We start from the raw sequence: 13,666 nt of genomic DNA on the forward strand, positions 1-13,666 counted from the left end.
GTACGGTAAGTCCAACTACAGAAGGAGTTGATGGCGATTTCTACATTGATACGGATGATAATTTAATCTACGGCCCTAAATCAGGTGGCGCATGGGGATCAGGAACTAGTTTAGTTGGCGCAGCAGGAGCTGATGGAGCTGATGCAGCTTTAACGGGTATTGTAAATCCAAATGGTTCTGTAACCGGTTCACCAGGACAATTATATATAGATACTGTTACGGGTATTGTTTATAAAACTACAGATGGTACAACTTGGACTAATATTGATACGGATAATCAAGATATTTCTCTATCAGGTAATACTATCAGTATAACAAAATCTAGTTCAACAGTAGATTTAGGAGCTTCTACATTAGCTTCTGATGTTTCAACAAACACTGGTAACATAACAACAAATACTACTGATATAGCTTCATTATTAGCTCAAATTAATAGAATGAATAGTATCAGAGTATTAACAGATCCGAGTTCTAAAACTGTAATTACAGATAATGATGGAACCGTTGTTATTCAAAATACATCATTAATTACTCTAGGTTTAGGAGCAGAAGTAGAGCTTCCTTTACCAAGTGCAGCTAATGTTGGAAATAAAATCACTGTTGTTAATAGAGCCACTTTAATTGGATTGAACTTAAGTATTAGTGTGTTAGGAGGCGGGAATCTAATTAAAGGAGATGGACTTGTAGGAAGTTTATTAGGTTTAAATGTTCAAGCATTGGGCGGTAGTCAAACGGTTACCTATCAGTGTGGTTTAGATCCTGATGGTAATCATTATTGGTTTGTTGTTCATTCTGGACCTTTAAGTGTATTATAATTTTATAAAACTTAAAACTTATTACAATGAACAAATATATATTGAATACATGTATAGCTAGCTTATTTTATGCTAGCTTACATGCTCAGTTTCTTAATAAAGGAGAGTTGTACATTGCTTCTGAAACAGAAGTTAGTGTTTATGAAGATAGTTTTTTAAATTCTGATGCGTTGATTTCAAACAACGGAGATTTATTCTTATTTAAAAATGTATTAAACAACGGGTCTATTGGTTTTGATAACAATATATCTAATGGTACAATTTATTTTATAGGTGAGGAAAAACAAACAATAAGTGGAGAAGGAGAAACTAATCTATTTAATGTAGAATTTAATAATCCGTCTCAAGACTTTGCTTTTGTTTTAGAAAAGGAGTTAAATATTTACGGTACCTCATTTTTTCAAGATGGAGTTATTCTAGAAGACTTAAATGGTATTCTTACTTTTAGAAACGGTAGTAGTTATGAAGGCTATTCTGATAATAGCTATGCTAATAATAAGGCTAGAAAAATTGGTAAAAATGAATTCTTATTTCCAGTAGGTGCTTATAAAGAAGATGTTTTTGTAGCTAGACCAGCTGGTATTAGTGCACCTGACGAGGAAACTTGTCAGTTTTATGTAGCATTTAACTGGGAAAATTCTGATGTAAATTATTCAGGAGACCAGAAAGAAATAACTGTTGGTTTAGTAGATATGAACGAATATTGGGTAATTAACAGAGAAAGCGGTAGTAGTGAAGTAGCTGTTACACTAACATGGAATTCTGTTACTACGCCTGGATTTTTAGCTAATTATCCCGAAAACATTATCATAGTAAGATGGGATGGAAGTAAATGGATTGACGAAGGAGGAGAGGTAAACGAAACTGAAAATTCAATTACTGCTACAGTTAGTGAGTACGGAGTTTTTACATTAGCTCGAAAAAATTTAAATTTAGATGAGGATTCAGGAATTGATTTTGATGCCTCAGGATCTTTCTCACCTAATGATGATGGCATGAATGATGTTTTTCAGATCCCCGGTTTAGCTGAAAAATACCCAAATTTTATCATGAAAATTTACAATAGGTATGGGAATATCGTTTATGATTATTCCAATAATGGAAAAACAAACCCTATGTGGTGGGATGGAAGCGCTAACGGAAAAAGAGGAGGAGACGGAGGTAAAGTACCAACAGCTACTTATTGGTATATAGTAGATTTTAATGATGGGAAAACAAAGCCATATCAAAGTTGGGTGTATTTAAGTAAATAACATTTTATGAAAAGAAGGGAAAAATTATTGTTAAGCTTAATACTTTTAATAGTTATTAGGTTATATGCTCAACAAGACACTCAATATACTAACTATATGTACAATATGTCTTTAATAAATCCAGCTTATGCTGGTACTAAAGATGTTATGAGTTTAGGTATTACAGGAAGGTCTCAATGGGTTGGAGTAAAAGGTGCGCCACAAACAATTAGTGCATTTATAAATTCACCAATAGCTAAAAGTATGGGATTAGGAGTCTCTTTACTACATGATAAAGCTGGGCCTGTAAAGGAAACACATTTATATGCAGATTATTCATATTCATTAAAGTTTTCAGAAAATTCAAAATTAGCTTTAGGGGTTAAAGCTGGAGCAACATTTCAACAAATAGGTACCCTAGAGTTAAAGCAAGTAGATGAAAATGACCCTCAGTTTGCTCAAGATGTTAATAAAGCGCATCCTAATTTTGGTTTGGGAGTTTTTTATTATAGACCAAAGTTTTATTTCGGATTTTCAATGCCCAATGTCTTAGAGACTTTACACTTTCAAAGAGAAGGTGGTACGATAACAAAAGCATCTGAAGAAATGCATACATTTGTTACTAGTGGAATTATTTTTGACTTAAACGAACACTTTAAAATTAAACCATCTTTTTTAACAAAATATGCTAAAAATGCCCCTTTATCACTGGATATATCAGTAAATGTTTTATGGAACGATAAGTTTGAGTTTGGTATTTCTCATAGAATAGAGGATTCGTTTAGCGCGTTGTTAAATTTTAGAGTAAACAGGTCTTTAAGATTTGGATATTCATATGATCATACTTTATCTAATATTGGTGATTTTAATTCTGGATCACATGAATTAATACTGCTATTTGATTTTAAAAAAGAAGCAGGAGAGGATAAAGAACTTACTAAAGGAGATCGATTTTATTAATCAAAAAGAGGTAACTAAGTTACCTCTTTTTTTTATTTATTTGATAATGAAATTAATTTAGGATAAATAATTTTTTTATCCCATCTATATTCTATGTTATAAATACCGTTATTACTTCTTGTAAAAACAACAAATTCTCTTTGATTGTCAAGCTCAATGAATTTTTCGTTGTTAATACTAATATTTTCTCCTTTATATATTTTACACTGTTGGTTTTCTAAATCAATTAAAAACAATTCTTGTATTACCTTGTTATCAGTGAACTTAAATTTGAAATTAACGTTTACATGATTATCTTCTTTTGTATAGGAAGATGAAATATACTTTAAATGAGGCTCAATACTTTTTATAGATGGTTTAATAATTTGACTTAGTATTTCATCCTCTAAAAATACATCCTCTTCACTTATTAAAATGTTAGTATAATTAATAGTAACAGTTTTTAACTGTTCATTAATTTCAACATAAGTTACATCTGAATATAAATTAGTGTTTATATTGGTTAAAAATATTATTGAAAATAATAATGCATTTAATGGCACAGACATAGTTTGTAGTATTTAACTTATAAAGATGTAATATTTTGTTTTTTCCAGAGCATAACAGAAATAACACCCCATAAAACAGTATTAATTAATAGACCAGCAAATAATTTTACTTCTCCATTGGCTCTTGATAATTTTTCAACACCAAAAATATAATATGCCCAAAGAGAAGCGGTTATAATTTGTCCAACAAAATAGCCTATTTTACCTTTTTTTGTTAAATACTTTAAAAATAGTTTATCAATCATAGCAGTTAATTTTTTTTCAAATTTATTACATAAATTCTAAATGCAGAACTGAGTTTTTACTCAGTAATATTTTTTTTGATATTAAATTTCTCTTTTTATCATATAACCATTTTCAATTTTAGAGAACCCAACTTTAGGATAGTAGTCTATAGCACCGGGTGCGGCTAAAAGTATTAAGGTTGTATTATTACCAATTTCATTTCTTGTTCTGTTAATTAATTCTTTACCAATTCCTTCTTTCTGGAATTCTTTCTTTATGGCTAAGTCAGATAAATAACAACTGTAACAATAGTCTGTTATAGCTCTTGATATACCAACTAATTCAAACCCATTCCAAGCAGCTATAACTAAGTTAGAATTATCATACATTTTTCTAATTCTAGCTTTATCATCAGTTGGTCTTATAATTCCTGAGCTATTATAAACGTTTATGATAGCTTCAGTATTTGGAATTTTTCCTATTGTGTAAGTTATTTTTTTACTTAACATGTATAAAGCAATTTAATGGTAAAAGTAACAGTTTGATTATTAATATACTATTTCTTTTTTATAAAGCTAAATAACTACTAAATAAGTTAGGTAACTTCTTTTTTATTTTGATAAAAATTTTAATACAATTTGATTAAATAAATCTGGGTTTTCTTCAGGAAGATAATGCGTTTCGTTAGGTAAGATAGCTAGTTGAGCATCTTTTATAGCTTCAAACATTTTAACAGTATGAGTGTTTTTTATTTCATCATTATCGCCAGCTATTATAAGAGTTTTAGAGGTTATTACATTTAAATCTTTATAAGTTAATTTAGGGTAATAGGCCATTAATTTATATAAAGATAAAAACAGTTGTTTTTCTTGTTTATTACTGGACTCAATCTCTTTAATATTTCTATGTAAGGCATCAAGATCTTTTAAACCTTGTGGATTAATATTTGCTCCCATTGCAATTAATTTATCTACTTTTTCAGGGTAATTAATAGCCATTACGATTCCGATAATACCACCATCGCTCCAACCTAAAATATGAGTTTTTGATATGCCAATTTTATCTAAAAATAATTTCATATCGTTAGCTTCTAGTGTATAGGTAAGTTCAGTATTATAATCAAAAGTAGCATTTCCACGACCTCTACAATCTACTAAAATAACTTTATAATGTTTTGAAAAGTAATCAACCTGATTTATGAAAGCATTTAAAGATTGTCCGTTACCATGAATCATTAATAAAGGTTCTCCTTCGCCATAAGTTTCATAATATAGTTTTACATTGTTAACAGTAACATATTTACCATTGTTATTACCTATTATGTTGGAGGCACTAATTTTTAAAGCTTTAGTACCTTCGTACTTATCAGCTGAGTTATAACTGATGCTGTAGTTGGCAACATTTTCAATTTTGTTTTTTCTGATACCTTCATTCCAGGTATCTGTTTTGCTATCATTTTCGAAACCTGAATTTGTTATGGATAACTTTTTCCAAATGCCTTGTTTTGTTTTTACCTTAACTTCAAAAGCATCAAAATAAAAATTACCATTTCCTTGGCAAAATGCACCAAAATATAATTGATCAGCGTTACTATCTACTTTACCAGTAATTTTAAATTTTTTCCAGTTATTTGTAACAATTACGGTTTCGTTATAGGCGTCATTGGCAAAAAAACCATAGGTGTTATCAGTCTTATCAATTCTTGACCATAAAGCTGATTTACCTTTAGATGATTTATCTTTTTTTAAATAGGCAGATACTTCAAAATCATGACCTTCCCAAGATGAAATATCGATAGATTGTGAATATGATGTCCAGCTTTTTTTAATAATTTTATTTTGAGCTATTATAGTACTTATAAAGCATGCGGTTATGATTGTAAATAATTTTTTCATCTCTTTAGTCTACAAAGTATACTTTTTTAATTTTCCCATTCTCTATATGATATATTGCTATAGCTTCAACAGTTCTGTTTTTTACTGTTACCACTTCTTTATCAATAACAATATTTCCTTTAACAATTCTTTCGGTAACTTGACAGTGTAGGTTTGGTATTTTTTCAAATAGAGGTATATACTTCTTTCTCATAATATCTTTTCCTTTAAAAGATAGTTTGTTGGGAAAGGTATATATTTCAACATCATCTGCATATGGCTCTAAAAAAGCATCAATATTTCTTAAATTATAAGCATTTAGTTGTCTTTGAGCTAAGTCTCTAGGCGTGTCTTTTAATAAACTATCTGGTTTAATAACTTTTCCGTTATTAAAAACAGTATGTATTTTGGTTAAATGATCTAGATTTTCTATTGGATTTTGGTTTAATAAAATAAGATTGGCTTTTTTACCTTCAGTTACAGTACCGAGTTCATTTTCTTTATCAAAAATTTTAGCACCGTTAACCGTAGAGGATTGTATGATTTTCCAGTTACTCATTCCGCTTTCTTTCATAACTTTTAACTCTGTTAAATAAGAAGAAGCATGTAATGTTCCAATATTACCAGCGTCAGTACCACTAGCAATTAATACACCTGCATCTGATAAAATTTTAAGGTTAGCTTTACTAATAGCTTCTCTTTTTTTGATTCTTTCGATACTTTGTTTTGAGTTAGCAAAGTTTTTATACCTATTAACAGTGGCTGTATCAGATATATGTCTAAGATCTAAAAGAGATCCTAATTGATATGGATCTGCCTTTAATAATTCATGATTACTAAATGAAATTTTTTGACCAAAAGTGTTAAAATAAGCAGCGCTTACTATTAAAGATGGGCAAAGTACTGTTTTATTTTTTTTAAGTAACTGTACAAAGTCTTTTTTTACAATTTCATCTTGAACGCTATGTACTAAAAAATCTGCGCCATTTTCTACAGCTAATTGCGCAGTAATTCTTTCTGTAGCATGTACAGCAACTTTTAAATTGTTTTTATGCGCTTCATTAATTATAGCCTTAACTATTGGAAGGTTTTTTTTAGCACTTTCTTCATCACTTAAACCATCGGTACCTACTATATACCAAATTTTAATAAAGTCAGCATTATTTTTTACTTGGTCTCTAACTATTTCTACTCCTTTTTCAGGGGTAGTGGTAAGTATAAACGGTTCATCATCACCTAAGTTATTATAAACCTCTGGTTTATAAGTTGTAAGTAACGGTCCTGTCATAAATACTGTTGGAGAATAGGGTTTGTTTTTAAAATTTTTACGTTGTTTTAAAAAGTTATAGGTAGCACCCACATCAACTAACGAAGTTATTCCATTTTGGAGATAACGTCTTAGTTTTGCTTCCATATCATTTTGAGCTAGTTCAATTTCATCTTGATAGCTTTTTACTTTTTGTAAATTAATAGCGTCTGGGCGAGTATATAATCCACCATTTTGAAAAAAATGTATGTGAGAATCTACTAAACCAGGAAATAAAAATTTATTTTCTCCATTTATAACTTCTGCATTTACCGGAATTGTTATTTTATTACTTTTTTTAATTTTTGAAATAATTCCATTTTCAATTACTACAGTTTGATTGGCAATTAACTGTTCTTTTTCAACATCAGCAATAGTTACATTAGTAATGTATGTTTGGCTATAAATTGTAAAATAAGAAGATAAAAATAAGAGTAGTGTTAACGTTTTTTTTAGCATTTTTTGTTGATATTTAATTTAAGTTTAACCTTGTTAATTAGATGTACAACTAATTAACAGATGTTAAATATACATATAATACAATGTTTGTGTTACTTTTAAGATAAAACATATTGTATAAAAATGACGACCTCTTTAAATCGTCATTTTTAAACTTAAATAATTATAATCTGTTAATTTCTTTTCTTTAAATTTTCTATAATCTTCAAAGCTACACCAGCTGACGATAAATAATTTTGACCAGTTATTAAATTACCATCAACTTCTACATGGCTATTATTTCTTGGTGAAAATTTAAAAGTAGCTCCTCTATTTTCTAATGTTTTTTGAATTAAAAAAGGAAAATGCTTAAAATATTCTGCATCTTTTTTTTCAAAAGAATCTGGATAACCGCTTACTACTTTGTTTTTAAATAAATAGTTTCCATTTTTAGTTTTTAAGTTCACAATTCCGGCTGTTCCATGACATACAGAAGAAATTATTCCGTCATTATCTTCATAAATTTGCATACTTATTTTTTGAATATCTTTATTTTCAGGAACTCCAAACATAGCACTTCCTCCTCCAATATAATGTACCGCCTTAAAATTATTACTATTGATTTCTGATGGTTTATAAGTGTTTTTTAATTTATACATAAACTCTGAATCATATAAATATTCTATGATTAAAGGATCTTTTGGATTGATATATGATAAAGGAATACTTCCTCCCATAGGGCTTACAAATTCAACCGTAAATCCTTCTTTTTTAAAAGTATTATAGGCATTTACTAATTCAGAAAAACTATTTCCGGTAGGTAGTTTTGAATTTCCATAATAAGCTGCATTAGATACTACAAATAATATTTTATCACCAACAACTTTATTAGTTTGTGTATCTTTTGTAGCTGCTTTACTGATTATTTTCCAGCTTCCTTCAATCTTTTTTAACAAAAACAGATCAATATATTTCATGTTATTTTGAGGGAATAAGATTTCTACTTTTGCACTTGCTATGGTATTTATTTGTTCTAATGATATTAAATTACCAATTCGTCCATTAAATTCTCCTTCTTTTTTGTTTTCGTACCAGCTTTGATACTGTTTAGCCGGAACAATCCATAATTCACTGTTTTTATTATCTAAATACAAATTAGCATCTGAATAAAATGCTTTTTGAATTAATTTAGGCTGATTATAAGAAGTTCCGTTGATATAATTAGCTATACATTCTTTAATTAAATCGGTTTCTGATTGTCCAAATGATTTTGTTAAAAGGAATAATAATCCTAGTAAAAGAAAATTTTTCATGTGTAATAATGTTTTTTAATTCAAAACAATGTTACAGTAAGCTTTTATTACTAAGGGTATAAAATTATATTTCAACAGTACTAATGTATACATTAGTACTGTTGTTTTTTTATAAGTTTTTGTTGTATTTAGCTGGTGTTGTGTTTGTTATTTTTTTAAAAGCAGTATAAAATGTACTTTTTGAATTGTAGCCACATTTCTCAGCTATAATTTCAATTTTTATTTCAGGATGAGTTTTTAGTAGGTTTTTTGCTTCTTCAATCCTGTATTCATTTATATATTGATTGAAGCTTTTGTGAAGATTATTATTTAATAATTCAGATAGTATTTGTGGTCTTATTCCAATTTCTTTTGCTAAAAGAGGTAGCGTTAAATTAGGATTGGTGTATAGTTTTTTTGATGATATATTTTTTTCTAATTTGTTTAATAAAGTTTTTGCAGTTGTATAATCTAAATTAGCATTAGCATATTTTTCTTTTTTTACCGTGGTAACAAATTCTTTTTTACGTTTCAAAAAAATAAGAAGTGTTGATAAATAAAATACAAAAGAGAAAGATAAAGCACCAACAATGTAAGATGTATAACTGGCAGTATTATATGCAGTCCAAATTATTAAAATTCCAAAAAAAACACTCATTAACCAAATTTCATCATAATTAATTTTATGTTCTTTGGTTATTAGTTTTTTTATTTTTCCACGTAATAAATAAGCTGTTGCTAATATGTATAATAACCATTGAATATTAATTATTGGATAAAAATATTGTGTCCATAAAGTGATGTTATATTTATATGGGAATACTATACCTAACCCTAAAATCGTAGTAAACAAACCTGTAATTTGAACTAAGCTATTTTTGGTTATTTTTTTTGATTTAGTAATTTTTGATGCTACATAGAAGTACAAAAAAGGACCAATTAAAAAGCAAGCAGAAAGCCCAACTTGGAGATAGTTTTTAGAAATTGAAGGATCAAAATAAAAAAACAAAGACTTCCATACTCTAATACTAGCAACTGCTAATAGCGCTCCTAAAAAATAATTAGAAGGATGTTTAGGTTTCGCGAAAAAAATAAAATAACCACTTAAAATTATGCTATTAAAAGCACCTAAAGCACTAAAAAAGAATATTAAAGTATTTTGAAAGTTCAATTTTTAAATTTTAAGCTTAAAAATAGTTATTAATAATTAATTAGAGTTTTAAACTTCATTTAAATAATATCAATTCAGTATTTTTTTACCATCTAACTTGATATGGAAATCTTTCATACGGAGAACCACTTTCATTTATTGAATAGCCTTTTTGTGCATAATCTTCAGCAATTTTAATAATTTTATTAGCTTCAGTAAGCTTATTAAGTTTTTCTAAACATTTAGATTTATAATAGAGAACATCTGAGAATTGAGGATATAATTTAAGGGCTTTATCAAAAAGTAAAATAGCACCATTGTAGTCACCTATCTCATATTTAGAGATTCCATAATAGAACAGATCAAGATGATGAATCCAATTTTCCCCTTTATCTTTTAATGTTTCATTGTAATCTTTTTCAAAAATATGGAGTGCTTTTTTAAATTGATTCAATTGTAGATAACATAAACCAATATAAAAATTATAGGTATGATCCATTACATAGTTATTTCCAAATCTTTTTTTACAATCTTCAAAATCATTAACAGCGTCTTTATATGTTTTAGCAAAAATACATTTGATGTAAGCTCTGTAATCTTGCCATCGTATTCGATCATATTTTACAGCTTTATCAATAAATTTCATACCAACTTCATATTTAGCTTGTTTAAATAAAGGCATTGCTTTTTGTTGCCATAAATAAGCAATTGTACTATCCTTAGCTAAACCTTTATCTATTTCTGTTTGCCATTCTTTTGAATATAAATCATATTTCCAAGCTCCATTTTTAAGGTGCTTGTAAAGTATTTCATTTTTCTTTTCAGAATTTTTTTGAGAATTGTTTATTTCTTTTTTTGTTGAGGAGTTGTTATCACAACCAAGAAAGAACATTAACACTATAGAGGTGTAAACTACTTTACGAATCTTAAATTTTATATAGCTTATAATGTTCATGGTATAAAAGTGTTAACTATTGTTTTTTATTTTTTTTTTCGTCCTGTAAAGTGTTCCATTGTATTATATATTCCAAGAATATTACCAGCAAACCAATCAAAAAAGTTAATAGACATAATTGCTTGTCCTAACCTTGTTACTCTATAAAGATATCCTGGTATTGATAGTATTTTTTTTCTTTTTTCAATAGCTTTCACAATTGTTAGAGCGGTTGCTTCAGGTTCTAGAATAGGAATTTTCGATTTCACACCATCAAACATACCTGTATTAATAAAGTATGGCATTATGGTGGTTACCTTGACAGCTTTTTTCATTTGTGTTAGTTCCAAACGCAAACTATCAGACCAACCAATTACTGCCCACTTACTTGCTGCATAAACAGACATTTTAGGGTTTGAAATTACGCCGCCTAATGATGCAATATTACAAATATGACCAGAATTTTGTGCTATCATATCATTTAAAAACTCCATTGTAATGTGCATAGGAGCATTAGAGTTAATATTCATGGTTTTTATAATATCGTTAACCGAGTGATCTTTAAAATATTTGCCTACAACAATTCCAGCATTATTAATTAAAATATCTACTACACCAATTTTTGATTTCACAATTTTTGCGGTGTCCTGTATTTGCTTTATATCTGAAATATCAACTTTAAAACCATATATATATCCAAGGCTTGAAAACTCTTTTATTGTTGCATCAATTCCATTTTGATTGATATCCCATATTAATACTGTAGCTTTTCGTTGTAACATTAAACGGGCCATTATTTTACCAATACCAGATGCTCCGCCTGTGATTAAAACCGTTTTTCCTTGAATATAGTTCATGTTTTTTAACTTCTTAATTATTTAATTCGAACAAAAATATTTGGTTTTAAAAAGTTAAACGATAACAAATGTTAACGCTTAGCATTGATAAGTCTACTAAGATGGACAGAACTAATGTTTAAAAAAGATGCAATGTAGTGTTGAGGTACACGTTGCAGAATTTGAGGAAAACTTTTACTTAGGCTATTATACCTTTCTAATGGTGTTTTTGTATAGATTGATTGTATTTTATGGCTGAATATAAAAAAGTACTCTTCCGCAAGTAATCTTCCTAATTTTTCTCCATTTTTAAGCTCTTTGTAGCCATTTTTTAACATATCAAATGACATGAGTACAACAGTTGTGTCTTCTAAAGCTTGTATTGAATAGTTTGAAGAAGCTTTTCTTAAAAAGCTTTCATAATCAGTAGCGAAAGTGTTTTCTAATGCAAAATGAAATGTTTTTTCATCTCCGTTTATATCAGTGAAATAAATTCTTAATAGCCCTTTTTCTACAAATAAAACATCTCTGCAAATATCACCCTCATTTAAAATAATATCCTTTTTTTTATATTCTTTTACACGAAATTTTGAGGAATAACTTAGTAATTCTTCATCTGTAATTTCTATGTAATTTGAAATTAAGCTTTTTATGTTGCTAATTTTATTTTCCACTAAGTGTTTAGAAAATGAGAATTTACTTGATAGATATTTAATTGATTTATAATTAAATACTTCTAAATAATAGTTAATTATTTAGAAGTATTAGAACTTTAATCCTGAAAGGGAAATTGTTTAAATACATTATAACCTGTTTGATTATTTTCTTTCATACTTAAAGAAGAAACGTTAAATAGTTAAGTTATTTAAAAATAATAATAACATAATAATGGATATTAATGCAAAAATTATAAATATTATGTTTTTTAAGCGCTCTTTCTTATTTTCTTTAATTAGTTTATTTTTTATTTCTGCAATTTGTTCAGGAGTTGCTTTTTTATAAGCAACAGAATTTTTTTCATTTTCGTTTGAATACTTATTATTTTTATTATCAAAATAACTTTTTCTTTTTGCTCTAGAATTATTCTTCAATGAAGAAATCATTGCGGAGACTGAACCACCAAAACTCATACTTAGTATTTTAATTTATCTTTTCATAACTAAACTGCTAATGATTTATTAAAAAAATAATAAAATCGATAGAAGTTGCCTTAATATAGTTAAAATTAAACAATTTTACTGTTTTCTTGTTAGTTATATTTATAAAGTGGTAAAATAAGGTATAAAATAATCATTATTTTAAATTGGAAATGAAATTCCAATTGCAACTGCACCAGCAAATTGTTCAACCGATGGTTGAATATAATATGCAAATCCTAAATCAAAATTATTATTTTTTCCTAATTCAAGACCTACAGAGAATGGTATGTGGTATATTATTCCACTTTTTTCTATGTTATAAAATGCTGTATTCGTTTCAAATTTACCAATAGATGTTCCAAGTCCAATTTCTAGATAAGGAGCAACCCATTTAATAGGTGCTCTAACTCTTGTTTTAGCTCCAATTAGTAACGCTTTCGATTCTGCTTTTTCGTTGGTTGGATTTCCATCTTGATTTTTTCCATTTGAGTTTGTTAATATTAGTCCTGCATAAGGCCTAATTTCAATCCAAGACTTTAACTTGAGAACTAATTCTCCTTGAGCAAAAAAACCTTTATTAATAGTATTGTCTACACTGTTATTGGGTGCACTTAGGCCATAACCAATTTGTGCAGTTATTGATTTTTCTTTAATGAATTGCGCTTCAATTACATTTGAGGATAGTATAAATAATGTAAATATTAGTATCTTTTTCATGAAATATGATAGTTTTTAGTAAAATAGTTAAATATATAGTAATTAGAATAATAGTTGTATGCTATGCTTATTAGTTTTAGTTAGAATGATTAATAAAATTTTTTTTTATTCTTTATGAATTGTTCTAATATTCGATAATTCTCCTTGGATAAAATACTATAAATAAGTTAAAGATTTTTCTAAACGGACTTCCCAAATAA

Annotated in this window: 14 protein-coding genes and 1 pseudogene; 3 read left to right on the plus strand and 12 right to left on the minus strand. The window is 27.8% G+C overall.

The genetic code is table 11. The annotated features are described in order from the left end of the window. From ACFQ1U_RS04940 to ACFQ1U_RS04950, 3 genes and pseudogenes are all read left to right on the plus strand, one after another. Positions 1–815 (plus strand): annotated as a pseudogene (locus ACFQ1U_RS04940) (hypothetical protein); the annotation flags it as partial. A 26-nt stretch (positions 816–841) separates the two neighbouring features. Beyond that, on the plus strand, positions 842–2,068 hold the full coding sequence (locus tag ACFQ1U_RS04945; RefSeq protein ID WP_386105940.1) for a gliding motility-associated C-terminal domain-containing protein: 1,227 nt from the start codon (positions 842–844) through the stop codon (positions 2,066–2,068). A gap of 6 nt (positions 2,069–2,074) precedes the next feature. Next, on the plus strand, positions 2,075–3,007 hold the full coding sequence (locus tag ACFQ1U_RS04950; RefSeq protein ID WP_386105942.1) for a PorP/SprF family type IX secretion system membrane protein: 933 nt from the start codon (positions 2,075–2,077) through the stop codon (positions 3,005–3,007). Positions 3,008–3,039: 32 nt separating this feature from the next. Here ACFQ1U_RS04950 and ACFQ1U_RS04955 read toward each other — a convergent pair whose 3' ends face one another. From ACFQ1U_RS04955 to ACFQ1U_RS05010, 12 genes are all read right to left on the minus strand, one after another. Then, complete coding sequence (locus tag ACFQ1U_RS04955; RefSeq protein WP_386105944.1) at positions 3,040–3,555, minus strand: hypothetical protein; 516 nt, start codon at positions 3,553–3,555, stop codon at positions 3,040–3,042. A 17-nt stretch (positions 3,556–3,572) separates the two neighbouring features. Further along, complete coding sequence (locus ACFQ1U_RS04960; RefSeq protein WP_386105946.1) at positions 3,573–3,800, minus strand: hypothetical protein; 228 nt, start codon at positions 3,798–3,800, stop codon at positions 3,573–3,575. A gap of 81 nt (positions 3,801–3,881) precedes the next feature. Then, a complete protein-coding gene (locus tag ACFQ1U_RS04965) occupies positions 3,882–4,289 on the minus strand; it encodes a GNAT family N-acetyltransferase (protein ID WP_386105948.1) in 408 nt (135 codons plus the stop codon). Positions 4,290–4,391: 102 nt separating this feature from the next. Beyond that, complete coding sequence (locus tag ACFQ1U_RS04970; protein WP_386105950.1) at positions 4,392–5,675, minus strand: alpha/beta fold hydrolase; 1,284 nt, start codon at positions 5,673–5,675, stop codon at positions 4,392–4,394. Positions 5,676–5,679: 4 nt separating this feature from the next. Next, positions 5,680–7,419, minus strand: coding sequence for an amidohydrolase family protein (locus tag ACFQ1U_RS04975; protein WP_386105952.1), 1,740 nt, complete (start codon positions 7,417–7,419; stop codon positions 5,680–5,682). A 173-nt stretch (positions 7,420–7,592) separates the two neighbouring features. Continuing rightward, positions 7,593–8,711, minus strand: a complete 1,119-nt coding sequence (locus tag ACFQ1U_RS04980) for a nuclear transport factor 2 family protein (RefSeq protein ID WP_386105954.1) — start codon at positions 8,709–8,711, stop codon at positions 7,593–7,595. 109 nt (positions 8,712–8,820) lie between these two features. Further along, positions 8,821–9,861 (minus strand): helix-turn-helix domain-containing protein, encoded by a 1,041-nt coding sequence (locus ACFQ1U_RS04985; protein ID WP_386105956.1) that lies wholly within the window; start codon positions 9,859–9,861, stop codon positions 8,821–8,823. An 85-nt stretch (positions 9,862–9,946) separates the two neighbouring features. Beyond that, positions 9,947–10,795 (minus strand): tetratricopeptide repeat protein, encoded by an 849-nt coding sequence (locus tag ACFQ1U_RS04990; RefSeq protein ID WP_386105958.1) that lies wholly within the window; start codon positions 10,793–10,795, stop codon positions 9,947–9,949. Between the two features lie 26 nt (positions 10,796–10,821). Beyond that, positions 10,822–11,631: an SDR family oxidoreductase gene (locus ACFQ1U_RS04995; RefSeq protein WP_386105959.1), complete on the minus strand. Its 810-nt coding sequence runs from the start codon at positions 11,629–11,631 to the stop codon at positions 10,822–10,824. A 71-nt stretch (positions 11,632–11,702) separates the two neighbouring features. Continuing rightward, entirely contained in the window at positions 11,703–12,284 is a 582-nt protein-coding gene (locus ACFQ1U_RS05000; protein ID WP_386105961.1) for a Crp/Fnr family transcriptional regulator, read from the minus strand. A gap of 174 nt (positions 12,285–12,458) precedes the next feature. Further along, positions 12,459–12,740 (minus strand): hypothetical protein, encoded by a 282-nt coding sequence (locus ACFQ1U_RS05005; protein ID WP_386105963.1) that lies wholly within the window; start codon positions 12,738–12,740, stop codon positions 12,459–12,461. Between the two features lie 168 nt (positions 12,741–12,908). Further along, positions 12,909–13,466 (minus strand): hypothetical protein, encoded by a 558-nt coding sequence (locus tag ACFQ1U_RS05010; RefSeq protein WP_386105965.1) that lies wholly within the window; start codon positions 13,464–13,466, stop codon positions 12,909–12,911. Between the last annotated feature and the right edge of the window lie 200 nt (positions 13,467–13,666).

Origin of the sequence: Tenacibaculum geojense (assembly GCF_042676005.1) — a bacterium.
GTDB lineage: Bacteria > Bacteroidota > Bacteroidia > Flavobacteriales > Flavobacteriaceae > Polaribacter > Polaribacter geojense.